Origin of the sequence: Streptomyces atratus, assembly GCF_040655115.1 — a bacterium.
In the GTDB taxonomy this organism is placed as follows: domain Bacteria; phylum Actinomycetota; class Actinomycetes; order Streptomycetales; family Streptomycetaceae; genus Streptomyces; species Streptomyces atratus_D.
Genome location: NZ_JBFAJH010000076.1, coordinates 1 through 26,116, shown reverse-complemented (window position 1 = coordinate 26,116; position 26,116 = coordinate 1). Strand labels below are relative to the sequence as shown.

Genomic DNA, 26,116 nt, shown 5'->3' with positions numbered 1-26,116 from the left:
CTGGCCGGTTGGGGCTGGTGGGGTCTGCTGGGGCCCCCTCTCAGCCGGCCCCACCGCTGTGACAGTCGGCGGGGCCGTGGGGACGACGGCGGGCTCCCGGTCAGGAGGTTGAGCGAACCAGGTGTCCCAGCAGAACGAGAACGCGCAGGTGACCAGGGTCTGGTGGCGGCGGATGGCGGTATCGGAACGGACCTGGAAGTCGGCCCAGCCCAGTTCGTCCTTGATCTGCTTGTAGCTCTGCTCGATCCAGTGTCGGATGCCGTAGATCCGGACGACTTCATGCAGGTCGGCGGCAGGTTCGGGGCTGTCGGCCTCGCGGGGTCCGCCGGGGCGGGGCAGGTCGGTGGCCAGGTACCAGGTGGTTTGCGGGGGAAGGGTGGCCGGGTCGGTGGTGGCCACGACGAGACGGACGTTTCCGTCGGGTCCCCACCAGCCGAGGGTCGCGTCGGCGGCCCACCAGGTCTCGGTGTGTCCGTCGCGGAAGGTGCGCTCGACGGCGGTCCAGTCCCCGGGGCGCTCGGGGTCCGTCCAGGTCAAGGCGTGGGCGGCATGGACGGGGGTGTAGGCGTCCTTGCCGTAGGCCCAGGTGCCGTGGCTCGGTTTGAGGGCCATGACGAACGGCAGTCCCGTCGCGTCGAGTTGTCTGCGGAAGCCGTCCTGGTCGCCGTAGGCGCAGTCGGCGGCCACGGCGCGGAAGGCTACCCCGGTAGCCTTCGCGGTGCGGGCCAGTTCTGCGGCGATCTGCAGCTTGGTGCGGAAGCCGGGGTCGCTCTTGCCCTTGGGGAAGTGATGGGCGGGGCTGTAGGGCACAGCGTGCAGCGGTTAGTAGAGGTTCTCGTCGGCCCAGCAGGTGGTCACGGTGACTATGCCGTTGGGCGTTTCCCCTTGATCGTGGACACCCTGATCATTGGATCGTGAAGATCCATAGGACAGGAGTTCCCGTTGGGGACATCGAAGTACTCGCCTGAGTTCCGGGCCGATGCCGTCGCGCTGTACCACGCCAGTCCGGGTGGGACGTATGCGTCGGTGGCCAAGGACGTGGGCGTCAACCACGAGACGCTGCGCACGTGGGTGCGGGACGCCGAGCAGGCCGCCCGGCCCGGGGCCGTGGAGGCCACCGCGATGGAGAAGGAGAACCGGCAGCTGCGGGCACGGGTGAAGGAACTCGAGCTCGAGCGGGAGATCCTGCGGAGAGCCGCGAAGTATTTTGCGGCGGAGACCAGCTGGTGAGCAGCCGCTTCCAGTTCGTCGACGATCACCGTGGCGCCTTCGGCGTCAAGCGGCTGTGCCGGATGCTGCATGTCTCGCGTTCCGGCTTCTACCGGTGGCTGGCCGGCGCGGACGCGCGGGCTGCCCGGGCCCAGGCAGATGCAGAGCTCGCCGAACGTATCGCTGAAATCCACCGGGAATCGGACGGCACCTACGGGGTCCCGCGCGTCACCGCTGAGCTGAAGGACGCCGGGAGGCGGGTCAATCACAAGCGCGTCGAGCGCGTCATGCGCACGTTCCGCATCGTCGGGCTGCACCTGCGCAAGAAGGTCCGCACCACCATTCCCGAGCCATCGGCGACGCCGGTGCCAGACCTGCTGCGGCGCGACTTCGCCGCCCAGGCGCCGAACACCAAGTACGTGGGCGACATAACCTATCTCCCGATCGGAGGCGGCCAATTCCTCTATCTGGCAACGGTGTTGGACCTGCACTCGAAGCGGCTGGCGGCCTGGTCGATCGCCGACCACATGCGCACGGAGCTGGTCACCGACGCACTCAGGGCCGCCGCAGCGGCCCGCGGCGCCGACGGCCTGCACGGGGCGATTTTCCGCAGCGACAACGGAGCCCAGTACGCGTCGAGGGAGTTCGCCCAGGTCTGCTCGGAACTCGGCGTTACCAGATCACGCGGCGCGGCGGGCACGAGCGCGGACAACGCCACCGCGGAGAGTCTGAACGCGACCATGAAACGCGAGACGCTCCAGGGACGGAAACGGTGGGACGGGGCCCGTGAGGCCCGCCTCGCGGTCTTCCGATGGGCAACCCGCTACAACACCCGCCGACGGCACTCCCGCCTCGGCCAGATCAGCCCGATCGCCTACGAACAACGATCAACTACGCTGGCCACCGCCGCATGACAACCGGTGTCCACGATCAAGGGGAAAGCCCCGTTGTCGGTCCTGCCCAGTCGGCCCAGCCACTGGCGGCCGATGTGCGCGGTCGCCTTGCCGTCCTTGCGGTCGCCCGAGTCGTCGATCACCAGCACCCCGCCGGGGTGCGGGGCGGTCGCGGGATCGGTCAGCAGCAGTTCCAGTCGGCGGGCGTTGACCTGCTCGTGGTCCCAGGTCGACTCGGACAGGAAGAACTGCAGCCGCTGTACCGAGGCGTGCTGGGCCCCGACGACGGGTTCGGCGCCGGCCAGGCAGGTCAGGGTCTTGTTCCGGTCCCGCGGCAGCAGCAGCCCCGCGAGGTACTCGCGGAACCCGCGGTGCTGTGCCAACGTCGAGAGCAGGTCATCGAAGCGCGCGGCGTAGGCTTCCAGCGGGCCCGGCGCGGGCGGACACGGCAGACGGCGAGTCATCACAGCCCCCAGGCGGCGAGGCGACGTTCCTCTGCTACCGGCCTACTACGGCCCTGACCCGCCGTCAACAAACCACCGCTAGACGATCAAGTCCGATGTGTTCGGTCGCACGTTGTGGCCGACTGGAAGGTGGGCGTGCTGGTTTCTCGCGACGCTGGTGGCGGCGTGCCGCAGCAGTGGCATGCTCCTCGCTATGTATGAAGATCCGTATGACAAGACAACGTTGAGGTTGTGGGGACGCATAGCGTGTGCTTGGGCGGTCGCTTTCGCCGTGCTCCATTTTTACTGGGCGCTGGGCGGCAGTTGGGGCCTCAGTGTCTCGGCGGGGTCCTTGGCCGAGGAACGCCCTGGGTGGTTCGTGGTGGTGGGCTTGTGGGGCGTGGGTTCGCTGTGCCTTGTCGGTGGTGTGCTGGGATGGCTTCTCGCCAGGCCGCGGCCTCGTGGTCTGGCAGGACAGGTGGTCAAGGCCCTGGGGTGGTGTGCCTGCGCTGTGCTGCTAATACGTGGCATCGCCGTCGAGGTGCTGCTGCTGATCGACGCTGCGGGCTCGGAAATAAACGTAAGCCCGGAACAGCGGCTGTGGACGCTGCTGCTGTGGAATCCCTGGTTCCTGGTCGGTGGTCTCGTCTTTGGTTTGGCCGCACGGAGGTCCCGGACGCACGGATAGCCCGAGTAGCGGCGTCGCCTGACGGCGCGTTGGGAAATGCGAACAGGGTGTCCAAGATCGTGGCGTGAACGACGAACTGGACACCCTGCTGACCGCGCTGTACGTGAAGATCGACGACGAACTGGAGACCAGCCGATGGATGGGCAGGCCGCCGAAGCTCACTGATGCCGAGGTGGTCACGCTCGTTCCACTCCGAGGCACGCTGGCTGCGGTACGCAAGGAAGCGACTCGCGCCAATGTTCCCGTACCTGCCACAGCAGTCGGGGTGCAACAAGCGCCTCAAGACAGCATTGCCGCTGGTCAAGAAGGCAATACGGATGCTGGCGGTGGATACGGACTTCTGGTTCGACAACCACTGGACCGTCGACTCGACGCCGGTGCAGTGCGGGATGTCGCGGTCGACGGTGAAACGCTCGGAGGTGGCGGGCTGGGCCGGATACGGGTACTGCGCCTCCCACTCGCGGTTCTTCTGGGGCCTGCGCCTTTACCTGGTCTGCAACCCCACCGGCATGCCGATCCTGTGGGCGCTCGCCAAGCCAAGGACGGACGAGCGCGAGGTCTTGCAGGCCATGCTCGACGTCGAGGCGGGACTGGTCGCCGAGCGGCCCGGGCTGCTGCTGATCTCCGACAAGGGCTTCGCCTCCAAGGAGTTCCAGAACGACCTGGCCATGCACGGCATCGAGCTGCTGCGTCCCTCGTTCAAGCGGGAGAAGAAGCGCAAGGGCGAGTCCTTCCTCAAGTCCGTACGGCAGCTCATCGAGTCCGTGAACGACACACTCAAGGGCCGGCTGGACCTCGAACAGCACGGCGGGCGCACCCACGAGGGCGTTGCCGTCCGCGTCGCCCAGCGCGTCCTCGCCATGGCCGTCGCCGCGATCTGGCGCAACCACAAGACCGGCGCGCCGACCATGCGATCGCTTGTCGCTTTCGATCACTGAACCATCGGACTTATTCGTGCGGGCTGCTGTGCTTCGCCTTCGGTCGGCTCCGGGAGTTCCTTGCCCTCCGACCGGCCGCTGGGCGCCGTGGGTGGTGCCCTGCCCGATCAGCGATGAGGAGATCAGCAAGGCCAAGGACCGCAAACACCACAAGGCCCGGATGGACCAGCGCACCCGCGAACGGCTTCCCGTCCTGCCGGTGCTGGCCGACACCGTCGACCGCAGGCGACGCGCCGCGGCCGAATTACTGGCTGCCGCCGAGCAAACCCGGCCCGGGGATCTGATCCCCGACACCGCCGGAGCCTTGCGCGGAGCCGTCGCGCCCAAGGCCGCTGGGCACCTGACCTGGGCCGAGGAGACCTCGACCGGGCGGCGGCGGAACCTCACCTACGAGGAGAGCGAAGCCTTCTGGGCCTTCACCGCGATCGAGGTCCTGCGCCTGACCGGCATCCGCAACGAGGAGCTCCTGGAGCTGACCCACAACAGCATCACCGAGTACCGGCTCCCCAGCACCGGCGAAGTCGTGCCCCTGCTGCAGGTCGCCCCGTCCAAGACCGACAGCGAACGGCTCCTGCTCGTCAGCCCGGAACTGGCGGACATCCTCTCGACCATGGTCCGCCGCCTGCGAGTAGGCAGCGGTGCGATCCCGCTGGTGACGTCCTACGACGTCCACGAGCGCGTCTGGAACTCGCCGATGCCGCTACTGTTCCAGCGCGATATCGGCACCGAACACCGCACTTTCACCCCGACCGCGCTCCGCAAGCTTCTCATCAACGCGCTGGCCGGCCACGGGCCTGACCGATTCCGCCGCCACTGCCGGCGGCGCGGCACCCGCGGCAGCGGATTTCTTCGGCCTCTTCACCGTGCCAGCCGCGGCGATTGGCTCGACGAGGTCGTCCATGCTGCGACGGCCGGTACGGCTGGGTGCCCGCGACCGCGCGGGCCGGGTTGGGACAGATCGGCCCGTCGGGCGTCCGGGTGCTGACCATGCGTCGCTTGCCGCAGACGATGCAGGTCTCCAGGTTGGCAGGGTCCGTGATCAGGCACTTCGGACACAGAGGCCGACCTTGGGCGTCGCGCGTGGCGGGTTCGCGCCGGGTGCCGCAGCGTGAGCACTCCTCGATGCGGGACTTGGCGATGCGGTTGCGGCAAACCCGCTGTCCCTCGAGGGGCTTGTCGATCCGGACCACGCGTCGGCAATGGGGGCAGGCAGGACGGACGACGCCTGCGACATCGTGCCCGACACCGCCGGAGGGTTGTCCGGGCCGTGGTGGTCAGCGTCGCCGGTGGCCGCGCGAAGTCGCGCCGGCTTGCCGAAGCCCTGGCGGTTCGGCCCGAGGTCCTGCTCGATGGCCGGTCTCCGGCGCCCCGGCGCAGGAAGCCGGCCCAGGTGCCGGAGCTCCGTTCGGGTGCCGGGTGGATCCCGGCCTCCTTCAGGATCTCCCACACCGTGGAGGCGGCCGCCTCCACCCCCAGCACGAGCAGCTCGCCGTGCACCCTCCTGTAGCCCCAGCTGGGATTTTCACGCGCCAGGCGCAGCACCAGGGCCCTGATCGAGTGCACGGTGTGTGGCCGTCCCGGGCGCCTGGGCCTGGACTTGGCGGCGTAGCGGCGTGCGAGGAGGTCTCGGTGCCAGCGAAGGACGGTGTCCGGGCGCACCAGCAGCCGCACCCTGCGGAGCACATCCCGTGGCAGCCGGTGCACCAGCGCCGCCAGGAATGCCCGATCGCTCGGGGCGAACCGCACTCATTTCTTGCCGAGTTGGCGCTCCAGCACCGCAATCTGACGGCGCAGGGCGAGGATCTCTACCTCCCTCTCCCGATCGCTCATCGACAGCAGCCGTAACATTGCGAACGCGTTCGTCACGCCGAGGCAGGCCAGTCGCAGCAGCATGGTCGATCATGTTGCCGCGTGGTCGGCAGCCACGCGAGAGCTCCGACTCCAGCGACCACGGCCGCCATCCGCGAAACCCCGGAACGCCCGCTCCCACCAGGGCGGATGAGGTATTCGGCAAGGGCGGGCGGGTTCCGGATTCGGCGACGGTCCGCCGGTCGCCGTTCGGAAGAGCGCGGAAACCAAGAGTCCCAACAGCGTCAAGTACTCAGTCCCGTTCGACATCCACCTCGGTGAGTTGCGCGTACCGCCCGGGGTCGGTGCGGCGGATGCGCAGGGCCACCACGAACCCGGCTACGAGCACCACCGGCAGCGGCACCAGCAGCGCCGCGTTGACCGCCCCCGTGCTTCCGGTGAGCAGATCGAAGTGGAGCGTGGCGAGCACCGACAGGACGGCGAGACCCACGAAGGCGATCAGCGGTGCGACCACGACCCGCCAGACCGACATGCCGCACCGGTCACGGCGGAAGAAGAAGCAGACGGCGAGCGCGGCCAGCGCCTGCATGATCATGATGCCGAGGACGCCGGTGCTGTTGGTCCACAGGAAGATCTCGGAGTACGGATCCGCGCCGATCAGCGCACCGCCCACCACGATCACCAGGCCGAAGACGGTCTGCACCACGACTGCTGTCACCGGTGAGCCCTGCCGGGCCGACACCCGGCCCAGCCGGCGCGGCAGCAGGCCCTCGCGGCCCAGGGCGTAGAGGTAGCGGGCCGCGGCATTGTGGAAGGCGAGGGTGGCGGCGAACGCGCTGACCACGATCAGCACATGCATGGAGTCGGCGAGCCAGGGGCCGACGAACTGGTCGGCCGCGTGGAATGTCAACTGTGGGCCGTCCGACGACCGGGCCATCGCGACCGACTCGTCCGTGCCGAAGCTGCCCATCAGGATCCACACCCCGACGGCGTAGAACAGCGCCAGGAACCCGATCGCGACAAAGGTGGCGCGCGGCACCGTGCGCTCCGGGTCGAGTGCCTCCTCGGCGTAGATCGCGGTCGCCTCGAAGCCCGTGAACGCGCCGATGACCAGGACGAACATCCCGGCCATGCCGCCGGAGGAGGCCAGCACGGACGGATCGAAGGACGTGAGGTCCAGGGCGTCGGTTCCCCGGCCCGCCAGCACCCCGATATCCATCACCAGCAGCACCAGGACCTCCAGGACCAGTGCCACCCCCAACACCTTCGCGCTCAGCGTGACCCGCAGCCAGCCCAGCACCCCGGTGCCCAGCACGCAGAGGGTCGACAGCGGCCACCAGGGCAGCTCCGCACCGGTGAGATCGCTCAGCGTCGTCGAGGCGAAGTAGCCGAACCCGGCGGCGACACCCGGGGCGACCAGGTTGTACGAGAGCGTCGCCAGGTAGGCGGTGGCGACGCCGAGCGTCCGGCCGAGTCCTCGGGCGACGTACGCGTAGAAGGCTCCGGCATTGCGTACGTAGCGGCTCATCGCAGTGAACCCGGCGGCGAACAGCACCAGCAGCGCACCGGAGACCAGATAGCCGAGCGGGGTGCCCGGACCGCCGATACCGATGGCGAACGGCGCGACACCGGCCAGCACGGTCAGCGGCGCGGCCGCCGCCACGACGAAGAAGACCAGATCGAAGGTGCCGATCTGCCCCTTGGCGAGGCGCCCCGCCGGGCTGCCGGACGGCGGGGCGGTGTTCGGGAGGTCGGAGGAGGTGGAGGTGGGCGGCGGGACGGCCGTCGAGGTTTGCGTCATCGGTGGTTCCTCAAGTGCGAACGGGCGGCAGGACGCCGAAATTGATGCCTGCACCAGGCATGGGTCAGCGGAAAAGACCAGTTCAGAGCGGGCCGGATTAGGCGCGGCGCTCAAGCTATCTGGTATACCGAATACCAAGCAAGGGTCTGCGAAACCTTTCCGGAATCTGCGATGATCACGGCATGGGAGCCGGAAGAGACCGGCTCAGACGGGCAGGAAGCGAGTCCATGAGCAGCAGCCGAACCGCCGGCCTCACCGCCACCGGCACCATCGGTGCGGCACATCAGTCTCTGCGCGACCGGGTCTATGTGGAACTGCGCGAGAGGATCATCGACGGCCGCTACCCCTCCGGGCACCGGATCGTCGAGCGGGAACTCGCGGACGAGCTGGGGGTGTCCCGCATCCCCGTACGGGAAGCCATCCAGCGACTGGAGACCGAGGGATTCATCGCCGCCCAGGCACGAAAGGGCGCGTTCGTCGCCCCGCTCGGCCCGGCCGAGGCCGCGGACTTCTTCGACATCCGGGAACACCTGGAGGCGCTGGCGGCCTCACTGGCCGCCCGGCGCGCCGACCGGGACGGCCTGCGCACCCTGGAAAGACTCCTGGACCGCGCCCGCCGCGTCGCGGACTCCTCCCGCCGGACCCGCGAACTGGGCTCGGTCCATGCCGACTTCCATCAGCAGATCGTCGTCATGTCCGGCAATCCACTGCTCCAGGGCCTGATGGCACCGCTCGACGGCCGGTTGCGCCGGCTCTTCAGCCTCACCTCCGAGCCGGGCGACGGGCCCGTGATGTGCGGCGAGCACGAACTGCTCTACGAGGCGATTCGGAGCGGCGACGCGGAGGCGGCGGAACGGATCGCCCGCAGCCATGTGGCCGGGACACGCGAGACCGCGATGCAGATGCTCGCCGCCACCGAGGCCACCGACGAACCGACGGATCCCGGCCCCCGTCGGCGGCCCTGATCAAGACGACCGTCCCGCGCACGACGTCCCGCACCACGAAGGAGAGCCCGCCCCATGGCGACGCCCGCCCCCGCCTGCCCCCATGTCCTGTTCACCGCCGTCCGTTCCCTCGACGGGCGCGCCCGTGACCTGCTGGTCTCCGACGGCCGGATCGCCGCGTACGACCCGGCGGAGTTGCCCGACGGCTGCGTGACCGTGGACGCCGCAGGAGCCCTTGCCCTGCCCTCGCCCGTCGACGCGCACATCCACCCCGACAAGTCGACCTGGGGCGGGCCCTGGCTGAGCCGCGAACCCGCCGGCACGCTCCGGGACCTGATCGACGGCGATGTGCGGGCCAGGACGGCCTTCACGACTCCGGTGGAGGAGCGGGCCGGGGCACTCATGGACCGGGCCATCGCCCATGGCACCCGCGCCATGCGGGCCCATGTGGATGTCGCCCCCGTCCACGGCCTCTCCGGGGTGCACGGGGTGCGGGCGGCGGCCGATGCCCGCAAGGACCTCGTCGACGTCCAGATCGTCGCCTTCCCCCAGCTCGGCCTGTTGAGCGAGCCCGGAACCGCCGAACTCATGGAGCAGGCCCTGTCCGAGGGGGCCGACGTGGTCGGCGGCCTCGACCCGATCGGCATCGACGGCGACATGGACGGCCAGTTGGACTTTGTGTTCGGGCTGGCCGCCCGCAAGGGCGTACCGGTCGACATCCATCTGCACGACGGCGGGCCCGTCGGCCTGCGCCAGGTCACCGAGATCGCCCGGCGTACCGTCGCCGCCGGAATGCAGGGATGCGTCACCCTCGGCCACGCCTTCGCCGTGGCCGAGCTCGGGGGTGACGAACGCGACGCCGCAGCGGTGCGGTTGGCCGATGCCGGCGTCTCCCTGGTCACCTGTGCCCTGGGCGGTGACCCGGTCCTGGACCCCGCACGGCTCGCCCCGCACGGCGTGCGGGTGGCCGTCGGCTCGGACGGCGTGCGCGATGCCTGGACGCCGTTCGGTGACGGCGACATGCTCGCCCGGGCCCATCTGCTCGCCTACCGCACGGATGCCCGCACCGATGCCGAACTCGCTTCCTGCTACGAGGCGGTGGCCCAGGGCGGCGCCTCTCTGCTCGGTCTGCCCGCCTCCCGGCTGGAGACCGGGGACCCGGCCGACTTCGTCCTGGTGGCCGCCGGTTCGCTGCCCGAGGTAGTCGTGGACCGCCCGATTCCGTCCATGGTCGTACGGGCCGGCCGGGTCATCGCCCGCGAGGGCCGGCTGACTTAGGGGCTACCGGGCCGGTCAGCCGCGGTCGAGCTCGCGGTCGGTGAGGGAGCCCGCGCATCCGGTGTACCGGGCGGGGTCAGTCAGTTCGCCCAGATCGAGACCGGCGAGTTCGGGCTCCTCGTCCAGCACGTCGGCGAGGACGTCGGCCAGATCCGTGGTCTCCGCGGGGGCCCGGGCGGCGGCGTTCACCAGGACCTCCTTGGCACGCTTGCGGCCGATCCGCTCGGCGAACACGGCGGCCAGCCGCTCCGCGACGATCAGCCCGTCGGTGAGCTGCAGATTTTCCCGCATGGCGTACGGGACGACCCGCAGCCCGTGGGTGAGTTCGGCCGCCGCGTACGCGGCCCCGCCGACGAGCCGCAGCAGTTCGCGCAGCGGCTCCCATTCCGCGTGCCACGCCCCGGCCGGCCGCTCGTCCTCGGCGACCAGCGAGCCGTACAGCGTCGCAGCCAGGCCCGGAGCGCGACGGGCGGCCGCCACGATGAGGGTGGCGCGCACCGGGTTGGCCTTCTGCGGCATGGTGGACGAACCACCGGCCTGCCCCTCACCCAACCGAACCCACCCTGAAAACCTCAGTAACCGAGAGGTGCCCCGTATGCGCTCTGGCTGAATGACGGTCCTGAGCAGGCCCGGAAAGTTCAGCGCAACGGAGCCGTCTGGACAGTCGCACATGCAGAGGCCGAGTCTGCGCGTCGGCAGGCCGCCCGGCCACTCACCCGAAGGATCGCTGCCTGAGGTCGTCGGACGCGGGACGTTCAACGCTGTCGCTTCAGGGCCGGCTTCAGCAAAGACGAGTCGTGAGTTCGTGGTCAAGGATCTGCCCGGCAGCGGGGCCGTCCGCCCCAATTGTCCCGCCAGGCTTCTTGTGGTCGATGCGCCTGCCTGGCCTGGAGCAGCAGCCGACGAGGTGCTCACCGCGCCGGCTGAGGACGATCATCTGAACGTCGCCCCTTTCCGATTCAGGCGTGGTTGTCTGCGCATATCCGCTGATGCCGCGGTGCCAGGAGCCCGCCCCGTACGGTCGGCACCCCGTCCGCGCTCGGCCGGTCCACGGAACACCCTGCCGCGTCACCAGCTCGAGGCGCAGTCTCCGACGGGCTGTGCGGCAACTTTTGCAGGTGGTTTAGACGAGCAGATTCATCGGATGTATTAGTTCCTCGGGCAGGATTCCAGAGAGCGGGCCCCAACTTTCCAGACATTCATGAATGAGGCCTTGATGAGTCATCCAATGTTTGGTTCACGTAGGCCGTCAGCGACTCCCCGCGCGTCCAGGGGCTCGAGATGGCGCAGTGGGGCGATCGGCAGTGCACCGCCCCGGAGGCGTACTCCCTGTCGTACTTGCGCCGCCCCTTGCAGATCCTCGCCTCGACCGCTTGGGGTAGCCCGCGCGTGGCGAGCTATCTCGACTACGAGGTGATGGCCGACGCGGTGGGGACGGCGCCCGGAGTGCCAGAGGCTGCCGATCCCGACGCGCGATCGGTGACCGCCACCGCGTACGGGCCTGACGGAGCGAACGCCGTGGCCGACGGAGACCCGGCGACCGCGTTCGCCGCGTCGACCGCCGGGGTCGCCGTGGGCCTCGACCTCGGAGAGGGTGGCGCGGTGCAGCCCGCCGCCGCGCGCCTGCTGCCGCGCAGCCGGTCGACGGCGGACCTGGCCTCGCTCGTGGGCGCCAGGATCGAAGGCCGCGCCGACGGCCCGGATCGCGGCTGTACGACCCTGACCGGGATGGAGTGGACGCCGACGCGTGACTGGCAGACGCTCCCCCTCGACACGGCCCGGAGCTGTCGGTGGCTGCGTCTCGTCGGCGCGGACAAGGCGAAACCCGTCGTGGCCGAACTCCAGGTGCTGGCCGCCCCGCAGGACACCCAGGTCGCCGTGCGCGTGCCGAAGTCCCTGCCCGCCGGGCGCGAAACCACCGTGGAGGTCGAGGTGACCAACACCACCGGTCGCCCCTGCCGGACGCGGAAGTGCGGCTGACCGCCCTCAACACCTGTGACAACACCGCCCTTTCACGCCCGCTGCCGGTGCGGCACGTCACCGTTCCGCCGCACGACCACCGCACGGTCCGGTTCACCGTGACACCCGACGACCTCGCCCGCGCGGGCCCGTACCGTCTCGTCGCAGCGGTTGGCCACCCCGCCGCCGGCAGCGCCCAGGCAGGCGGCTCGGCACTGTCCACCGTGCCGCTGCGCGAACTCGCCCAGGCCTACGACAACATCGGCATCACCCAGAACGGGAACCCGCAGCCGGGCGACATCGACGGAGCCCAGTCGAGCCTGGCCGCCGAAGGCCTCGCAGCCGCGGGCGTGCGGCGCGGAGGCACGGTTACGGCCGGCGGATTTACGTTCGCGCTGCCCGAGCCCCAACAGACCGACCGGGACAATGCCGTGGCCGACGGGCAGACCTCCCGCTGGCCGGCCGGGCGTCCCGCCTGGGCCTGCTGGTAACCGGCACGTACGGCCCGGCCGCCGGAATCAGCGGAAACGTGACGCTCAGCTACGCCGACGGCACCACCTCGACCGGCACCGTCGCCGTGCCCGACTGGGCGGTGGCCAACCCGCCCGCCACGACGGTCGTCGCGGCCGGTGCCGGCCGAGTCAACGGCAGCGCGCGCAGCACGACGACCTCGGACTGACGCCGACAGCGTCCGAGGTCGTTGTACCGGTCGGTCCGCGCATGGCGGACGACGGCCCGCTATGACGCTCAGAGTGGCCAACCAGCGTGCCCAGTCACAGTGTGATGGCCCGCCGTAGAAGCGCTCTGGGCGGCGGGCCGTCCTCTTTCCCGATATCGAATGCGAGGCCCTGATGAGCTGGCCCCGGTCGGGCATGGGGCCCTGACGCTTTTGGTGATGATGCAGGTCAGTTGGTTGCCGGTCGGTATGGCGTGTCCGGTTTCACCGCCCTGCTGCGGCTGCTACGCCCAGCTCCCGCAGCGCGTCCAGCTGTTCGAGGGCGAGCTTGTCACGGCGGCTCTTGGTGTTCGAAACCCATACGCCCAGCTTCACGGTCACCGGCTCCGTCTCGCCGTCGACCGTGATCTCCTCAGCGTGGCCGCGCGGTACCGGCCGGTCCGCGCCTTCCCGCTCCACCCACTGTGCGAGGGCCGCCAGACTCCGTGGAACGCCTGCTGCGCCTTGGTCGGGCACTTCCGCGCGCGGGCCGGCCGGGGCGGGAGACGGAGCCTCAGCGGGCTGTACGCCCAGCGTGGACAGCCGCTCCTGCTGCTCGGTCGACAGCTGCGCCCAAGTGTCTGGAGCCTTCTGCCGAGGTGGTCGCCGCACAGCCACGCTGACCACACCCGGTCCGGGGGTACGTGGCGGCCGGCCTCCAGCTCGTAGAACTCCGCGTCGATCGACGATTTCGGCAGCGGGTCCGCGGCCGCCAGGTCGTCGTCGGAGGCGTCGTGACGTACAGCTCGGCAGCGGTCTCCGGCAGCCTCTCCGCGAACGCGGCGGCCTCCTCCGCCTTCTGGTGGAACGTCATCACGGTGCGCAGGTTGTACGCCGCCGCGTGCTCCAGGAGCGCCGTCTGCAGGAGCGCAAGGCGCCGGCCCCGCCGCGCCTCCTCCGACTCCCCGAGGACGGGGGAGGGGTCGCGGATCTCCAGCACGTCGATCTCGAATCCGGCGAGGATCTCGCGCTCGATCGCCTCCGAGAGCCCCCCAGTTCGGCCAGCCACGCGCCGTACGTGCCGTCCGGGTCGTCCAGGGAGCTGTCGATAAATAACTACTCGCCCTGGCGCGGGTGCCCGTCACCCGATACCGCCACCGAGGCAGCAAGATTCCCAGCCCCTGGCGTTGACCTGCAAGAACACAGCCTGACGGCAGATTCCCGCGGGTTCGGAGAGCGGCCTGAGGAAACGGACCGGGAGCAATCCCGGCACCGCGCCTCAGGTCGACTCACCGACTTCACTGGCCGACGTGCTCCTGGGCTCCCGCTTCAGGTTCCAGTTTCTGAGGGCCTGCCGGGCAGCGGAACCCCCGGGTCACCGCCCTCCGAGGGGCGGTGACCCGGGGTTCACCGCGGTGGTGCCGTCGTCAGCAGGTGTTGCACTGCTGGGGGAGAGTGTCCCAGAAGGAGGTGTCCGCCTGGTCGATCGAGCCGTCGGCGACCGCCTGGACAGTGGCCTCCATGGTGACCACCGACTGCCGGATCAGGTAGCCGTTGGACTTCTGGCCGAGTACATACGGTGCGTACTCGTGGTCGCTCATCCCGCGCATCTCGAACAGCAGCGTGGCGATGCCGTACTCGGCCGCCATGCCGTTACGGCCGATGGTGTTGGCCGAGCCCCCGTCGTACCGGCCGATGTGGCCCCAGCCGGTGCGGTCGACGTTGTGGTACACCACGGAGCCGAGCCGCTTGGACTTCTCGACCAGTTCGGGCGAGACGTCCGGGGTCGTCGGGTACAGGATCGAACCGGACACCAGATCCCCGTTCACGCGGGACTGGGTGCCCTGGTGGTGCAGGTCGATCGCGTAGTCCACGTCGTAGGCGCGCAGCACGTTCTCGTGCAGGGCCTGCGTCTCGGGCTGCTCCTTGGCCACGTGGTCGCGGTTGAGGTCGACCTCGTTGGCGTTGTAGCGGGTCAGGTGGCGTTCGCCTTTGGCGAGGTAGCCGTCGAGGGGGAAGTTCACGTCGCCCATTGCGCCGTCGGCGTTGAACATCGGGATGAAGAGGACGTTCACCTTCTTGAGCAGCGAGGCCTTGGACGGCGAGCCGAGGGACTTGATGGTGTGCAGCATGGCCTCGGTGGTCAGCTGCTCGTTGCCGTGCTGCTGCGCCAGGTACAGGATCGTCGGGTTGTCCGGGTTGCTGACGTACTTGACCAGGTGGATGTCGCGGCCCTTGACGGTCTGCCCGATCACCTCGAGCTTCATGGCGTCCTGCTTGGCGTCCTGGTCCTTCAGGAAGCGGGCCACGTCGTCGTAGGTGGACAGGATCGAGGTGTTGATCGTCTCGTTGCCCCGGTAGTCGGGGCCTTCCCCGACCGCAGCGGCGGTGCCGTTGAACAGGGCACCGGTCAGCAGGAGTGCGCCGGTGAGGGCGGCGGTAGTAGTACGGGCGGATCTGGCGAAAGCACTGGACCTACGCATGTGTTTCTCCCTGGTGTCGCGAGCAGCGTCTGACGGCGGGCGAGCCTATGATCTTGGTGAAATCCCGTCAATGCCCTTGTCTCTAAGCGGCGTTACTGCAGATCAGAGCATTTGGCGGGAAAATATCGCGAAGTGCATGGCCGTTGCAGGCAGGACGGCCGCCCGCCGGGCCAGGCGCGTATGCGACAGGAGCAAGACCCCCATTCACAGATGTCTCTCGGCCGCCTAGAGTGGCGCACGCCCCCCTCGGAAAGCGCCTTACGAAACCTGAGGAGCAGTGAATGTCCGCTCGGAGTTGGGTCGCCACACTGGCGAGCACCGCCCTGATCGCCGGCCTCTCCACCGTCGCCGCCAACGCCACCGGCAACCCCACCAACGGCGCGATCCCTCCGGTGTCCCACTGCGGCACCGAGGCCTCCGGATCCGGCAACGAAGGCTTCGTCGACTACGCGCAACTGACCACCGCTCTCCAGCAGCTGGAGACCAGCACCGGCGGTACCGTCGATGTGGAGGTGGCCGGGTACTCCAACCAGGGCCGCGCCATCCACACCGCGCGCGTCGGCGAGGGCGACAAGGTCGTGTACGTGCAGACGCAGATCCACGGCAATGAGATGCACGGCACCGAGGCGGCCCTGGAGCTGCTCAAGCAGTGGGGCTCTAACAGCCCGGCGGCCAAGAAGCTGCGGAAGAACGTCACCGTGGTGGTCATCCCCCGGCTGAACGTCGACGGAGGCGAGCTCGACCAGCGGCAGAATGACATGACCTGGGACGAGGTCGTCGCCGACTTCCCGCAGCTGGCGGGTGCGTCCCCGTCGTGGAACTACAACTCCCGGGTCGGCGGTTTCGACATCAATCGTGACTTCCACCCGAACCTGGACTACGTTCCCGCCGCCGAGGACTTCCCGGGCGACAGCGCCGACACCGGCTGGTACATCACTCCCGAGGCGCAGACCTCCCGCGATGTCTACCGTTCGCTGGAGCAGGAGTTCGGCACCGTCGACTACTTCGTCGACCTGCACAACCAGTGGTCCTGCTACGCCACCGATGACATGGAGAGCATGTCGCCGCTGTCCATCTCGGCCAAGTTCATCGACAACCCGGCCGAGTTCGGCAGCTGGCCCAAGTTCGACATGGACGCCTCCAAGCGGGCCAACGTCGCCGTCTACCAGGCACTCCAGAAGCGGGGCGAGTCCTCCTACGGCGACCTGACCCTCTACCCCCAGTCCACCAACCTGCCGGGCACCGCGCTCGGTTCGTACCAGCTGCGCGGCTCTGCGGCGATTCTCTTCGAGACGTCCTCGCAGACCCAGTACGACGGCATGAAGCGCAACGGCATGCTCGCCAAGATGGTCGAGACCGGGCTCGGCGGCCTGGTCGACGCCGTCGCGGACGGCTCGGTGAACTCCCTCGACACGGGCGTCTACGACGCCATCCCGAAGCGCGTCACGCTGCCTTCCGACGGCCCCGGCGTCTGACGGAGCGGACGGCCCGCGGCATCGCCCGGCAGTCCGGCTCTCCCCTGGCTCCGCACCGACACTTCGGTCCGGAGCCAGGGGATCCGCCGCCGTGCCGGGAGGTGCCGCTTCACGCCTGCCGGACCGCGGACCCGCCCTGTGCCGCGGCGAGCGCCGCGTCGGTATCGGCGGCAGCGTGTGGGGCTCAGAAACACGAATCGTCGCCCCGCTTGAAGCCCGTCGCCGCAAAGAACCGGGAGCACAGGACCCTGAGCAGCGGCTCTGCCGCGTCTGGGATCATGCTTTCGTGATCCTGTCCACGGTGTACGCCGTCACCCGCCGCCTGGTGTCGCTGCCCGCGTTGCTACTGCGGCGTGACGTCACGAAGGACGCGGAGTTGCTGGTGCTGCGCCACGAGAACGCGGTCCTGCGCCTACACGTCCCACGCCTACGCTACGAACCAGCCGACCGCCTGTGGTTCGCCGCGCTCTCACACCTGATAACGCGCCGCCGCTGGGCCCAGGTCTTCCCGATGACCCCGGCCACGCTGCTGGCCTGGCACCGCAAACTCGTCGCGAAGAAGTGGGACTACAGCCAGCGTCGCCGCCCCGGACGCCCGCCCGCGGGCCCCGCAGTCAGAGTCCTGGTCTTGCGCGTGGCGGCCGAGAACTCGGGATGGGGCCATCGGCGCATCCGCAAGGCCGTCCGCTCCCGCGGACATTTCCCGAACGGGCAGGCAGCGATCAAGTGCGTCTACATGGCCGTCATGAGCCTGGATCCGACGGGGCAGGGCCGCAAACGCTGGTCACGGCGATGGAAAGCCGCACTCAACGCCTTCGAGATCACCTTCGACGGTCGGCTCTCCGCCGCCCGCCGCTGACCCGCTAACAACTCCAGAACCACCGTTAACTTTACAGACCCGCCGTCAGCTGCGTTCGCCTGGCTGCGCCCTCGCGCTGGGGTCGCTCGGTCCTACTCGATCGCCCGGAGCAGGGTGCGAAGGGCATGGTCGAGGGTTTCGCGTTCGTCGGGGGTGAGGGCGGAGAGGAGGCGGGATTCGTTGGCGACGTGGTCGGTTACCGCGGCGTCGACGACTGTGTGTCCGCGGCCGGTGAGCGCGACATGGAGGCTGCGGCGGTCGGTGGGATCGAGACGGCGTTCCACCAGGCCGTCCGCCTCCAGGCGGTCCAGGCGGTTGGTCATGCCGGCACGGGAGAGCATCAGGGTCTTCGCGAGGGCGGACGGGATCAGGGTGTAAGGGGGCCCGGATCGGCGCAGTGCGGCCAGGACGTCGAACTCGCCGCGGCGCAGGCCATGCTGGGCGAAGACTCCTTCGAGTGCCGGGGTGAGGATGAGCGAAAGCTGACCCAGCCGTCCGAAGACCCCCATCGCCGACAGGTCCAGATCCGGCCGTTCCTTGCGCCACTGGTCGAGGATCTGGTCGACCGCGTCGCTGGGGTTCCGGAGCGTCTCGGCAGTCGCACTCTGTGTGGTCACGTCTTCCTTGGTCACGCCGCCATCTTATTCGACGGCTGATAGTTAGCTGTCGTACTATTCGAGGGAGAATTACTTCTGTCGATCTCGATCCCGACTCGTGGCCGGGGCCGGATGCGGCTCTACGAATGGAGGGGCGTATGTCCTTGATCACTCCCGATGCCCAAGGCGGAATTCTGGTCCGGGATGCCGAGGCCGAGGTGCTGGGCAGCGCTGAGAGCACCGTGCGGCTCTTTGCCGACGCCAGTACCACCGGTGGGGCCCTGAGCGCCCAACGGGTGACCCTGACCGCGGGCGCCGACGGAGCCTCACCGCACCACCACACCGGATCCGCCGAGCTCTTCTTCGTGCTCGGCGGTCGGCTCCAAGCGCTGGCCGGGGACAGTGTGATCACTGCGGACGAAGGGGACTTCCTCCTCGTGCCGCCAGGGCTGCCGCACGCTTTCGCCGCCGAACCCGGTGCGGACGCCGACGTACTGATCGTCATCACCCCGGGCGTCGAGCGCTTCGACTACTTCCGGCTGCTGGACCGTGTTCGCAAGGGCAAGGCCGATCCGCAGGAAGTCCTTGATTCGCAAGAGCGCTTCGACAACTTCTTCGTGGAGAGTGCCGCGTGGCGGCGGGCCCGTCAGCGTGACTGATCACCCGATCGTCTCGGAGTGAGACGCCGTTCGCCGAGGGCGACGACGGCACCCTGCCCCGCGGGTTCTTCACAAAGGCCCACGGTGTCATGGTGCAAGGCGACGATCACGGTAGCTGCGGCGTCGCGAAGGTCCTGCCGGGCGCCAACATAAAGATGGCCGTCACGGTTGCCGTGCTCGTCACCCTGGAACAGGGGCTGCCGTTCCTGATCCGCAAGCACTGCAACACCGTCGGCGTCGTCGCCCTAATCGTCGAATAGCGCCTATGACAGGGGCGGCCCACGACTGTCCTTCCTGCCACCGCTCACCGCGGCTGGCCCAGTGTCCGCAGCCGAGCATGGGGTCCGTCCATCCCACTCCCAAGGGCGTATGAGGATCAGTGGATCGGCGCCGGGACCGCGCGGGACGCGGAAGGCGTCGTCCGACCGGTGCTGGCGACCGCGCCGCGGTGGACGCAGGCGCCACAGGCGAAGGCGCCTGTGGGGGCGCCCGGCCAGGACGAGGACTGGGACGAGCGGCTCATCGGCATCACCGGCTGGACCCCGCCCCCACGACGGCCGAACGTCGGCTGGGGCGCGAGCAATCGTCAAGACCTGTGGACAGCATCTGCTGGATGACGGGTTCCTGTCCTTTCCGGCACGTCACCAATCGGGTGCGGAGACCCGTCCCCGTCCCGGAAGCCCGGGCCTTCCCGCCTGTATACGCTCGCATCGACAGGGGAAGACGAGGGAGAAGAGGCTCATGGATACGGAAGAAATCTTGGTCGTTGGCGCCGGTGTGGTGGGGGCTTCGGTGGCTTATCACCTCGCCGAGCTGGGGCACGATCGGGTGACGGTGCTCGACACTCGTGACCGCGGTGCGCTCCCCGGTTCGACCGGCCTTGCCCCCGGTTTCGTCGGTCAGCTCAGCGCCACCCCGGAACTGGCCGTGCTGGCCAAGGACAGTGTCGCCACGTACCGCGCGCTATCGCAGGCCGCGCCGACGCCAGTTTTCTGGCAGGTCGGCTGCCTGGAGATTGCGACCAGCCCCGCCCGCCTGGAACAGGCCCGTCAGGATGTCGAGGACGGCCGCGGCCTGGGCATCGAGGCACGGGTGCTCGACGCGGCCGAAGCCGTTGCGCTGGCCCCCGCGCTGGTCAATGCCGAGCGGACACTGGGCGCACTGCACATCCCCTCCGACGGAGCCGCTGACCCGGCCGCGCTCACCCACGCTCTGGTCGACGCGGCCGAACGGAGCGGGGCCCGTTTTCGCTGGAATACACCAGTCCTGGCTCTGGAGACCGCACAAGGCGGGGTCATCGGCGTCCGAGCGGGCAAGGATGGCGAGCTGCTGAGAGCCGACCAGGTCGTGCTGGCCACCGGCATCTGGGGCCCGGTCCTGGCAGCGCATGCCGGAGTGCGGCTGCCCATGGTCGACGTCCAGCACCCTTACGTGTTCACCGCCGAACTGCCCGGACTGGACGAGACCCCCATCGACACACCGATCGTCCGCTACCCCGACCACGCGGTCTACACCCGCCGCCACGGCCGCCGCTACGGACTGGGCAGCTACGCCCACGCCGCGCTCCCGCTGACTCCGTCCCCGACGCTCACATCGGCCGAACTTCCCTTCCGGGAAGCAGCCTTCGGCACCGCCATCGCTGAGGCCACCGCCCTCGTCCCGGCCTTCCGACAGGTACCCCAGGGACGGAGGCTCAACGGTGTGTTCGCCCTGACCCCTGATGAACTCCCCCTGGTCGGCCCCGCTGCCGGGGTATCCGGCCTGTGGTTCGCGGAAGCTTCCTGGGTCACCCATGCCGGCGGCGTCGGCCGACAACTCGCGAACATGCTCCTGGAAACCGGCAACCTCCTCGTCGCCCCCGATCGCCTGTCACCCGGCCGCTTCGCCCCCTGGAGCGACGAGAAGATCCGCGAGACCGCGCTCGGCCACTACCGGGGCATCTACGACGCACACTGATGCACGCCTTGGAACAAGAGGCCGAGTAGATGTCCACACCTGTAGAGGGGTTGAGTTCGTTCATGCCGTGAGGGGCTCGGGGCGTGCGATGAGGTGGCCGCTTCGAAGCGGGCTCCGGCGCGGACGAGGGCGACGAGGTGAGGTGCGTTCACGGCTCGCCGGCGGGCCTGGGCGGACTCGATCAGCTTGAAGACCATGGCCGGGGGCGTTGTGATGCGCCGCGCGAGGATCGTCTCCGAGCCGGTCACCGACTACATCCGGTGGGAGCACGCCGTGACCCCGCTGAATCTGGACGCGGGTGAACAGATCTGCTGGCTGCCCAGGCGCCGCGCCTCCGACCTTCCGCTGCCGGAGAACGACTTCTGGGTGGTCGACGGCCGACTGGCGATGTTCCACTTCTTCACCGGTGACGGGGACTGGGCCGACCCGGGGTTCGAGATCACCAAGGACCCCGCAGCCGTGCAGCTGTGCGCCTCGGCCTTCGAGACCGCCTGGGAACGCGGTGTTCCCCACGAGAAGTACGCCGTCTGATCCCCCCGGGCTGTCCCCGAACATGACCACCTCTCCCTCATCCAGTGCCCAAGGTGCCCGTGAAGCGCTCGCGGTGCGCCTTCAGCATCTGCGTAAGGACGCCGACCGTACCGGGCGGGAACTCTCCGCCCGGTACGGCCGGCACCCCGCGAAGACCACCCGCATCCAAAAAGGCGAGGCACCGCCCTCCGACTCCGACATCCGTACCTGGTGCGCAGCCTGCGACGCCGACGACCAGACGGACGACCTGATCGCCACTGCCCGCGCGGTCGACTCGATGTACCTGGAGTGGCGCCGCCTGCACCGCCACGGCATGCGCAAGGTCCAAGAGGACTGGTACGCCCTCCACGAGCGCACCCGGGTATGCCGGGCGTACCTCTCCAATCGGATGCGGCACCGAGCCCGTCGGTAACAGTTAGCGTCCCGCCTCATGAGCCCGACGCACCTGTCTCCTGCTGAGTACGACGCCTCCCTGCCCAGGCACATCGCCGGTGCCGGGGCAATCATTCATGACATCGCTGGCCGCATTCTTCTGGTCCGGCCGTCCTACGGCGACGGCACCTGGGAGATCCCCGGCGGCGCACTGGACACGGGGGAGAACCCCCTGCAAGCGGTCCGACGTGAGGTCAGGGAAGAGCTCGGCATCGATCTCCCACCGGGTCGGCTGCTGGCCGTCGACCGGGTACCCGAACAAGCTGACGGCCGCCCGCCGCTGGCCAACTACCTCTTCGACGGCGGCCTGGTCACCGAGGACGAGACGCAGACAAGGATCCGCCTCGGTCACGATGAGCTCACCGCATGGCAGCTGGCCACCCCCGACCAGTGGGACACCCTCCTCGCCCCGCACATGGCCCGACGCCTGCACGCCTGCTCCCGCGCCCTGACCGAGGGCACCACCGTCTACCGAAGGAGTCGTCGCACGGATCCGGGTCGATGCCGCACAGGGCCGTGACCGGGACGACGATCCGCTCGGCGACGTCCACGAGCAACGCAGGCATCCGCGGATCGGCGCCGGCGAACCCGGCAGCCGCCTCGGTGTCACCGCCCTCCACGGCCCGCAAGTAGTTGAAAGCGCTGATCGCCGCGTCCGGCGTTATCGGGGCGAGCGGCACAGTGGGGTTCTGGAACATGGACGGCTCCTCACGTACGGGCCGCCCCGCTGATCGCGGCGGCCTCGAAACCGATGTTCGGCGCGCTGCCCTGTGGACAGAGTCCGCGCACCGACGGTGAACGGGAGCCCCCGGTGCTGCGTTGCGTTGTCCCTAGACCGGGTTCGCTACGTGCGACATACCGCCCATTCCGGCAGGGGGAAATCTCCGTCCCGGCACGCTGCGCGACGACTGGGGAAAGCCGCTGCCGCCGGGGGAGGGCGGCTGCGAGATTTCCGGGATGACCACGCAGCGGCTGCCGTTCCCGGTCCCGGACGAGCGAGCCCACCTCTTCGTCGACAGCTACGCCGACATGCACGACCTCGTTGAGGACCTGGTCGTGCCCACCGGCGTACCCGAGGCTGCGGCGACGGTCCTGCGCACGGCCCGCGAGTTGCTGCGCCAGTCGTACTACTGCTACGGGTTCTCCACCGTGGCGGTCATGTACTCCCTGATCGCGGTGGAGATCGTGCTGCGCGACCGCATTCCGGACGCGGGCACCAAGCCGCTGTTCCAGCTCATCAAGCAGGGCGCCGACGCGGGCATCCTGACGGCCCGGCAGGCGGAGTTCCTCGACTACGGCCGGCAGATCCGCAAGGGCATGGCGCACGGCAAGACCACGCACGCGGTGATGCCGCCGGCCATGGCGGTGCCGATGGTGACCACCTCGTTCGCGATCGTCACCGAGCTGTGCGCCGCTGTCCCCCGACAATGAACCTGGACCGTTTGCCACCGATGTTGGATCAAGGCTCAGTGGGGTGTGTGCCCGGTGCGATCTCCGCTCCGGCAGCCGGCGCCGCCGATATAGTACGCGTTGAGATAGTTCGGACCTGCGCCCGGTAGCTGAGTGCGGCCGGGGCTGACGCAGAGGTGGTAGTCATTCGTGCTACCGCCCCCTCTGACGTCGACGTGTACCCGCACCGTCGTCGGGCCGCAGTGGTTGTATGCGGCGAACTGGGACTCGCGGACGCTGTACCGGAAGAAGCCACACGGGGCGAGGGAGCTCGCACCCGCCTGACGCACTTCCGGACCGCGCTCAAACTCGGCGTGAGCCGGACCCGGAAACGCCATCATGGCCAGCGCGGCACTTGACGCTGCCGCCAAGACGGCTCGAACAGGACGGGGGGAGAGCTTCACGAACACTCCTTGGGGGTGAGTCATGACGATTGACGACCAGATGATCGGCTCTGCCTGACACCACGACACCTCTTGCGCGTCGCACTGGTACCGCAATCGTAACTTCGTGTTCATGCGACATGACTGTATGTCACTGGATTGAGTGGTGGGTGAGATTGAAACGGGAATGAGGGCGGCGGATCTCAGGGTGGTCGTCCGGCTCTGCTTCGGGCGACCGGCGAAGGCGCCGGCTCCGCCCGGCAAGACGGGACGGCTTCGGACGGACCGCTCAACCCGTGATGAGAAATAGGCGGAGGTCGCGGGCTGGCTCCACGGTCTCGAACGGTGTCCTCCAGGCCTGACCCAACGGCTGGAGACGCCGACGACCGGGCTCGCACAAGTCCAGCTCAAAGGCCGATAGCGCGGCGTCCCCGAACGCAGAAGTCGGTGCCCCCTGCCCCAGCCCTCCCGGTCCAACTTCAGTGGCGGGAACGCAGTGGCGGTCCAACTTCCGTGACAAACGGTTCAGGTTCAGCGTCAGAGGACACCCGTGACCTCTCGCGGTGAAGATTGAGCGATCTCACTGAAGTCCCATCTCTCTGGGTTCGTGATCGCTCGTTCGTGTGACTGGTTGCCGTTCGGGGCGGCGATTGGGCATGTGCATGCTCGAATATCGGCATGGAGCGTGGCGTATCCGAGCGGGACATGTGGTCCGGTGCTGTGATGCTACGACACCTCCGGCCAGGGGAGGACGAGAAGCGGCGGCCGCACATCTGGTTCCTCACCGACGCCGGCCTCGCGGAGGCCCGCCGCGCGGGGCTGGCCGAGCACCGGACCACGTCCGTGACCGGTGAGCACGTCGCTGCCTCCCGGCCTTCGCGCACGCCCTGGCCGTCACTTCCACTGCCATCGCCACCTCCCGCGACCTTCAGCCCGGCAGCGAGCTCGGCACGGCACTGGGCCAGGTCGGTGACTGGGAGGTCGAAGTCGCCCACCCGCTCGGTGCGGGTGCTCCCAGCGTGCTGGGAGGTACCTGGGAGCCTGGTAGCCCGAACACCCTGTATGCCTGGAATGCCTGGGAGGTGGGGCCCGCGTTTGCCCAGGTGATGACGTTCCTGGGAGGCGACCTGGGAGTTTGGCAGGTGATCCGGCGGAACCTCACGGCCCGTGATCAGCGGCAGCGTCAGCATGAGAGTCAGCAGTGGCAGCGTCCCCGGTCCGGCTCCCCGTGCGAGCCGCCCTCTACAGTTCATCGGCGAAGGCCCCGGCCAGCTCACGCCATTCGGCCCGCGGCAGGCCGGCGCCGCCGTCGTCGGCGGTGAGTACCTGGAGCGCGACGTGGTCGGCGCCGGCGTCGAGGTACTCCCGCGTCCGGGCCCTCACGCGCTCGGCGTCGCCCAGGGCGAAGAGGGCGTCGAGGAGACGGACGCTGCCGCCGCCCTCGAAGTCGCTCTCCGAGAACCCCAGGCGCAGCAGGTTGTCGGTGTAGTTGGGCAGCCGGAGGTACATTCCCAGCATGTTCCGCGCAGTGGTGCGGGCCCGGTCGAGGTCGGTGTCGAGCACTACCGACAGCTCCGGGGCGAGCAGCGCGTCGGGGCCGAGCGCCTCGCGTGCCTCCACGGTGTGCTCGGTGGTGACGAGATAGGGGTGTGCGCCCAGCGCCCGGCTGGTCGCGAGCTTCAGCATCCTCGGGCCGAGCGCCGCCAGGACCCGACGTCCGGAATGCACGGGCGGGGTGGCGGCGTCGAGTGCGTCGAGGTAGGCGACCATTGCGCTGTACGGCTTCGCGTACTGCGGCACCATCGGGCCATGGCTGACGCCCAGGCCAAGGACGAATCGCCCGCGCGTGCTCGCGTCGATCGCCGCGATCCGCGCCGCCACCTCCTCGGCGGTGTGGTCCCAGATGCTCAGGATGCCGGTGGCCACGGTGACTGTGCGGGTGGCGGCGACGACAGCCGCAGCGTCGTCGGGTGAGGGACTGCCCCCGATCCAGAGAGTGCCGTACCCCAGCTCTTCGAGCTCGGCGACCGCCTCCGCGATCGCCCCCTTGCCCGCGTCGTCCGCCCGCGCCCCGTGCAGGGCACTGCTCCAGATGCCGACCCGTCCGAATGCCTCGCGCGTCTCAGAAGTCATGGTGTGATCAACAGCGACCCGTGCCCGCTATTCCCGGCTGGGCGGGGACTCATCCGTACGGGTACAGCAATCGCGCGTGTAGCCCTGTCGGGCAGTCGGCATTGATGCTTGGCCGCAAGGCAGCAGGTCAGCCCGCCCACCCGATGTCACGGACCTCGATCGCTCCGGCGTGCGGCATGTACTGGATCCAGCAACGCAGCCCGAACGCCTCCCGGATCTCCTCCACGGAGCCCGGGTCGCGGACATCGGGCCAGGCCCGCGGATCCATCCGCGCGACCTCCACGAGGGGGCGACACCCGCGCCGTCCGTGCCGTGCGGCGGGATGGGTCCGCTGCGCTTCCCCGTCCCGCACCGCGTGCCGGGCGGCCGCTTCGCGCCTGCCCGGACCGAGCGCTGCGCGCTCTTAGCCTCAATACCGTTCAGTTAAGAGCTTTTGGGTTATTGTGGGGGGATGCCGCGTTCTGGTTGGGTGAAGCCGTCTTCTGATGTCCGGTTGTCGGATTTGGTGTCTGTGGGGTTGCTGACGCGGGTGTTTCCCGCGGA

At 69.1% G+C, this 26,116-nt stretch carries 22 protein-coding genes and 10 pseudogenes; 18 read left to right on the top strand and 14 right to left on the bottom strand.

The window, feature by feature from the left end:
* Window positions 1–885 (bottom strand): annotated as a pseudogene (locus tag AB0I23_RS38590) (IS701 family transposase); the annotation flags it as partial.
* Window positions 886–942: 57 nt separating this feature from the next.
* Here AB0I23_RS38590 and AB0I23_RS38585 point away from each other — a divergent pair.
* Window positions 943–2,123, top strand: a protein-coding gene (locus tag AB0I23_RS38585; RefSeq protein WP_359117325.1) for an IS3 family transposase whose coding sequence is annotated in 2 segments (ribosomal slippage) — window positions 943–1,210 and window positions 1,210–2,123 — 1,182 coding nt in all. Because the reading frame shifts where the segments join, the coding sequence is not laid out codon by codon here.
* Here AB0I23_RS38585 and AB0I23_RS38580 read toward each other — a convergent pair.
* Window positions 2,117–2,566 (bottom strand): annotated as a pseudogene (locus AB0I23_RS38580) (transposase); the annotation flags it as partial. The gene AB0I23_RS38585 and the pseudogene AB0I23_RS38580 sit on opposite strands and share 7 nt — an antisense overlap.
* A 181-nt stretch (window positions 2,567–2,747) precedes the next feature.
* On the opposite strand from AB0I23_RS38580, the gene AB0I23_RS38575 reads away from it, so the two are divergent.
* The 3 genes and pseudogenes from AB0I23_RS38575 (at window position 2,748) to AB0I23_RS38565 (ending at window position 5,156) form a co-directional block, all read left to right on the top strand.
* Window positions 2,748–3,233, top strand: coding sequence for a DUF3995 domain-containing protein (locus AB0I23_RS38575; protein WP_359117333.1), 486 nt, complete (start codon window positions 2,748–2,750; stop codon window positions 3,231–3,233).
* 64 nt (window positions 3,234–3,297) lie between these two features.
* Window positions 3,298–4,171: pseudogene (locus AB0I23_RS38570) on the top strand (IS982 family transposase).
* Complete coding sequence (locus tag AB0I23_RS38565; RefSeq protein WP_359117320.1) at window positions 4,152–5,156, top strand: hypothetical protein; 1,005 nt, start codon at window positions 4,152–4,154, stop codon at window positions 5,154–5,156. Before AB0I23_RS38570 ends, AB0I23_RS38565 begins: the two are co-directional and overlap by 20 nt.
* 377 nt (window positions 5,157–5,533) lie before the next feature.
* Here AB0I23_RS38565 and AB0I23_RS38560 read toward each other — a convergent pair.
* From AB0I23_RS38560 to AB0I23_RS38550, 3 genes and pseudogenes are all read right to left on the bottom strand, one after another.
* A pseudogene (locus AB0I23_RS38560) lies at window positions 5,534–5,917 on the bottom strand (helix-turn-helix domain-containing protein); the annotation flags it as partial.
* Entirely contained in the window at window positions 5,918–6,064 is a 147-nt protein-coding gene (locus AB0I23_RS38555; RefSeq protein WP_359117317.1) for a hypothetical protein, read from the bottom strand. It lies immediately after the preceding pseudogene.
* A gap of 208 nt (window positions 6,065–6,272) precedes the next feature.
* Entirely contained in the window at window positions 6,273–7,781 is a 1,509-nt protein-coding gene (locus tag AB0I23_RS38550; RefSeq protein WP_359117314.1) for an APC family permease, read from the bottom strand.
* Between the two features lie 227 nt (window positions 7,782–8,008).
* Between AB0I23_RS38550 and AB0I23_RS38545 the strand changes: the two genes are divergently transcribed.
* Together AB0I23_RS38545 and AB0I23_RS38540 are read left to right on the top strand one after the other, a co-directional pair.
* Window positions 8,009–8,746 (top strand): GntR family transcriptional regulator, encoded by a 738-nt coding sequence (locus AB0I23_RS38545; RefSeq protein ID WP_359117311.1) that lies wholly within the window; start codon window positions 8,009–8,011, stop codon window positions 8,744–8,746.
* 54 nt (window positions 8,747–8,800) lie between these two features.
* Window positions 8,801–10,003 (top strand): amidohydrolase, encoded by a 1,203-nt coding sequence (locus tag AB0I23_RS38540; RefSeq protein ID WP_359117308.1) that lies wholly within the window; start codon window positions 8,801–8,803, stop codon window positions 10,001–10,003.
* Between the two features lie 15 nt (window positions 10,004–10,018).
* Here the strand turns inward: AB0I23_RS38540 and AB0I23_RS38535 are convergent.
* A pseudogene (locus AB0I23_RS38535) lies at window positions 10,019–10,555 on the bottom strand (3-carboxy-cis,cis-muconate cycloisomerase); the annotation flags it as partial.
* Between the two features lie 729 nt (window positions 10,556–11,284).
* Between AB0I23_RS38535 and AB0I23_RS38530 the strand changes: the two are divergent.
* From AB0I23_RS38530 to AB0I23_RS38520, 3 genes are read left to right on the top strand one after another with little or no spacing between them, the layout of a single operon-like run.
* On the top strand, window positions 11,285–11,983 hold the full coding sequence (locus AB0I23_RS38530) for a hypothetical protein (RefSeq protein WP_359117305.1): 699 nt from the start codon (window positions 11,285–11,287) through the stop codon (window positions 11,981–11,983).
* Window positions 11,974–12,453: a hypothetical protein gene (locus tag AB0I23_RS38525; protein WP_359117302.1), complete on the top strand. Its 480-nt coding sequence runs from the start codon at window positions 11,974–11,976 to the stop codon at window positions 12,451–12,453. Before AB0I23_RS38530 ends, AB0I23_RS38525 begins: the two co-directional genes overlap by 10 nt.
* A gap of 38 nt (window positions 12,454–12,491) precedes the next feature.
* On the top strand, window positions 12,492–12,641 hold the full coding sequence (locus AB0I23_RS38520) for a hypothetical protein (RefSeq protein WP_359117299.1): 150 nt from the start codon (window positions 12,492–12,494) through the stop codon (window positions 12,639–12,641).
* A gap of 261 nt (window positions 12,642–12,902) precedes the next feature.
* Here the strand turns inward: AB0I23_RS38520 and AB0I23_RS38515 are convergent, their stop codons facing one another.
* The 3 genes and pseudogenes from AB0I23_RS38515 to AB0I23_RS38505 all read right to left on the bottom strand — a co-directional run bounded on the left by AB0I23_RS38515 (window position 12,903) and on the right by AB0I23_RS38505 (window position 15,100).
* Window positions 12,903–13,097: a helicase associated domain-containing protein gene (locus AB0I23_RS38515; RefSeq protein ID WP_359117335.1), complete on the bottom strand. Its 195-nt coding sequence runs from the start codon at window positions 13,095–13,097 to the stop codon at window positions 12,903–12,905.
* Window positions 13,098–13,273: 176 nt separating this feature from the next.
* Window positions 13,274–13,721 (bottom strand): annotated as a pseudogene (locus AB0I23_RS38510) (DEAD/DEAH box helicase); the annotation flags it as partial.
* A 323-nt stretch (window positions 13,722–14,044) separates the two neighbouring features.
* Complete coding sequence (locus AB0I23_RS38505) at window positions 14,045–15,100, bottom strand: M14 family zinc carboxypeptidase (RefSeq protein WP_359117297.1); 1,056 nt, start codon at window positions 15,098–15,100, stop codon at window positions 14,045–14,047.
* Between the two features lie 281 nt (window positions 15,101–15,381).
* Between AB0I23_RS38505 and AB0I23_RS38500 the strand changes: the two genes are divergently transcribed.
* A complete protein-coding gene (locus AB0I23_RS38500; RefSeq protein ID WP_359117294.1) occupies window positions 15,382–16,575 on the top strand; it encodes a M14 family zinc carboxypeptidase in 1,194 nt (397 codons plus the stop codon).
* 667 nt (window positions 16,576–17,242) lie between these two features.
* Window positions 17,243–17,434, top strand: a pseudogene (locus AB0I23_RS38495) (IS256 family transposase); the annotation flags it as partial.
* A 92-nt stretch (window positions 17,435–17,526) separates the two neighbouring features.
* Here the strand turns inward: AB0I23_RS38495 and AB0I23_RS38490 are convergent.
* Window positions 17,527–18,066, bottom strand: a complete 540-nt coding sequence (locus tag AB0I23_RS38490) for a MarR family winged helix-turn-helix transcriptional regulator (RefSeq protein ID WP_359117291.1) — start codon at window positions 18,064–18,066, stop codon at window positions 17,527–17,529.
* Between the two features lie 122 nt (window positions 18,067–18,188).
* Here AB0I23_RS38490 and AB0I23_RS38485 point away from each other — a divergent pair, with 122 nt between their 5' ends.
* From AB0I23_RS38485 to AB0I23_RS38475, 3 genes are all read left to right on the top strand, one after another.
* A complete protein-coding gene (locus AB0I23_RS38485) occupies window positions 18,189–18,689 on the top strand; it encodes a cupin domain-containing protein (protein ID WP_359117288.1) in 501 nt (166 codons plus the stop codon).
* Window positions 18,690–18,778: 89 nt separating this feature from the next.
* Window positions 18,779–18,949, top strand: a complete 171-nt coding sequence (locus AB0I23_RS38480; protein WP_359117285.1) for a hypothetical protein — start codon at window positions 18,779–18,781, stop codon at window positions 18,947–18,949.
* A 481-nt stretch (window positions 18,950–19,430) separates the two neighbouring features.
* Entirely contained in the window at window positions 19,431–20,645 is a 1,215-nt protein-coding gene (locus AB0I23_RS38475; protein WP_359117282.1) for an NAD(P)/FAD-dependent oxidoreductase, read from the top strand.
* A 60-nt stretch (window positions 20,646–20,705) separates the two neighbouring features.
* Here the strand turns inward: AB0I23_RS38475 and AB0I23_RS38470 are convergent.
* Window positions 20,706–20,845 (bottom strand): annotated as a pseudogene (locus AB0I23_RS38470) (IS256 family transposase); the annotation flags it as partial.
* Here AB0I23_RS38470 and AB0I23_RS38465 point away from each other — a divergent pair.
* From AB0I23_RS38465 to AB0I23_RS38450, 4 genes and pseudogenes are all read left to right on the top strand, one after another.
* Window positions 20,841–21,176, top strand: a pseudogene (locus AB0I23_RS38465) (DUF6879 family protein); the annotation flags it as partial. The pseudogenes AB0I23_RS38470 and AB0I23_RS38465 overlap by 5 nt on opposite strands.
* Window positions 21,177–21,198: 22 nt before the next feature.
* A pseudogene (locus AB0I23_RS38460) lies at window positions 21,199–21,561 on the top strand (helix-turn-helix domain-containing protein); the annotation flags it as partial.
* 45 nt (window positions 21,562–21,606) lie between these two features.
* Window positions 21,607–22,128: an NUDIX hydrolase gene (locus AB0I23_RS38455; protein WP_359117279.1), complete on the top strand. Its 522-nt coding sequence runs from the start codon at window positions 21,607–21,609 to the stop codon at window positions 22,126–22,128.
* 437 nt (window positions 22,129–22,565) lie between these two features.
* Complete coding sequence (locus AB0I23_RS38450) at window positions 22,566–23,039, top strand: hypothetical protein (RefSeq protein ID WP_359117276.1); 474 nt, start codon at window positions 22,566–22,568, stop codon at window positions 23,037–23,039.
* Between the two features lie 35 nt (window positions 23,040–23,074).
* On the opposite strand, the gene AB0I23_RS38445 is transcribed toward AB0I23_RS38450, so the two are convergent.
* The 3 genes from AB0I23_RS38445 to AB0I23_RS38435 all read right to left on the bottom strand — a co-directional run bounded on the left by AB0I23_RS38445 (window position 23,075) and on the right by AB0I23_RS38435 (window position 25,841).
* Window positions 23,075–23,395 (bottom strand): DUF6355 family natural product biosynthesis protein, encoded by a 321-nt coding sequence (locus tag AB0I23_RS38445; protein ID WP_359117330.1) that lies wholly within the window; start codon window positions 23,393–23,395, stop codon window positions 23,075–23,077.
* Window positions 23,396–24,682: 1,287 nt separating this feature from the next.
* Window positions 24,683–25,573 carry a TIGR03620 family F420-dependent LLM class oxidoreductase gene (locus AB0I23_RS38440; protein WP_359117273.1) on the bottom strand — a complete coding sequence of 297 codons (891 nt, stop codon included), beginning with the start codon at window positions 25,571–25,573 and terminating at the stop codon, window positions 24,683–24,685.
* Between the two features lie 127 nt (window positions 25,574–25,700).
* Window positions 25,701–25,841 carry a hypothetical protein gene (locus AB0I23_RS38435; RefSeq protein WP_359117271.1) on the bottom strand — a complete coding sequence of 47 codons (141 nt, stop codon included), beginning with the start codon at window positions 25,839–25,841 and terminating at the stop codon, window positions 25,701–25,703.
* Window positions 25,842–26,116 lie beyond the last annotated feature (275 nt).

Coding starts and splice junctions, on each gene's coding strand:
- AB0I23_RS38575 (WP_359117333.1), top strand. CDS start 2,748: ATGCTCCTCGCTATGTATGAAGATCCGTATGACAAGACAACGTTGAGG.
- AB0I23_RS38555 (WP_359117317.1), bottom strand. CDS start 6,064: ATGCTGCTGCGACTGGCCTGCCTCGGCGTGACGAACGCGTTCGCAATG.
- AB0I23_RS38550 (WP_359117314.1), bottom strand. CDS start 7,781: ATGACGCAAACCTCGACGGCCGTCCCGCCGCCCACCTCCACCTCCTCC.
- AB0I23_RS38545 (WP_359117311.1), top strand. CDS start 8,009: ATGAGCAGCAGCCGAACCGCCGGCCTCACCGCCACCGGCACCATCGGT.
- AB0I23_RS38540 (WP_359117308.1), top strand. CDS start 8,801: ATGGCGACGCCCGCCCCCGCCTGCCCCCATGTCCTGTTCACCGCCGTC.
- AB0I23_RS38530 (WP_359117305.1), top strand. CDS start 11,285: ATGGCGCAGTGGGGCGATCGGCAGTGCACCGCCCCGGAGGCGTACTCC.
- AB0I23_RS38505 (WP_359117297.1), bottom strand. CDS start 15,100: ATGCGTAGGTCCAGTGCTTTCGCCAGATCCGCCCGTACTACTACCGCC.
- AB0I23_RS38500 (WP_359117294.1), top strand. CDS start 15,382: ATGTCCGCTCGGAGTTGGGTCGCCACACTGGCGAGCACCGCCCTGATC.
- AB0I23_RS38485 (WP_359117288.1), top strand. CDS start 18,189: ATGTCCTTGATCACTCCCGATGCCCAAGGCGGAATTCTGGTCCGGGAT.
- AB0I23_RS38480 (WP_359117285.1), top strand. CDS start 18,779: ATGGTGCAAGGCGACGATCACGGTAGCTGCGGCGTCGCGAAGGTCCTG.
- AB0I23_RS38475 (WP_359117282.1), top strand. CDS start 19,431: ATGGATACGGAAGAAATCTTGGTCGTTGGCGCCGGTGTGGTGGGGGCT.
- AB0I23_RS38455 (WP_359117279.1), top strand. CDS start 21,607: ATGAGCCCGACGCACCTGTCTCCTGCTGAGTACGACGCCTCCCTGCCC.
- AB0I23_RS38450 (WP_359117276.1), top strand. CDS start 22,566: ATGACCACGCAGCGGCTGCCGTTCCCGGTCCCGGACGAGCGAGCCCAC.
- AB0I23_RS38445 (WP_359117330.1), bottom strand. CDS start 23,395: ATGGCGTTTCCGGGTCCGGCTCACGCCGAGTTTGAGCGCGGTCCGGAA.
- AB0I23_RS38440 (WP_359117273.1), bottom strand. CDS start 25,573: ATGACTTCTGAGACGCGCGAGGCATTCGGACGGGTCGGCATCTGGAGC.
- AB0I23_RS38435 (WP_359117271.1), bottom strand. CDS start 25,841: ATGGATCCGCGGGCCTGGCCCGATGTCCGCGACCCGGGCTCCGTGGAG.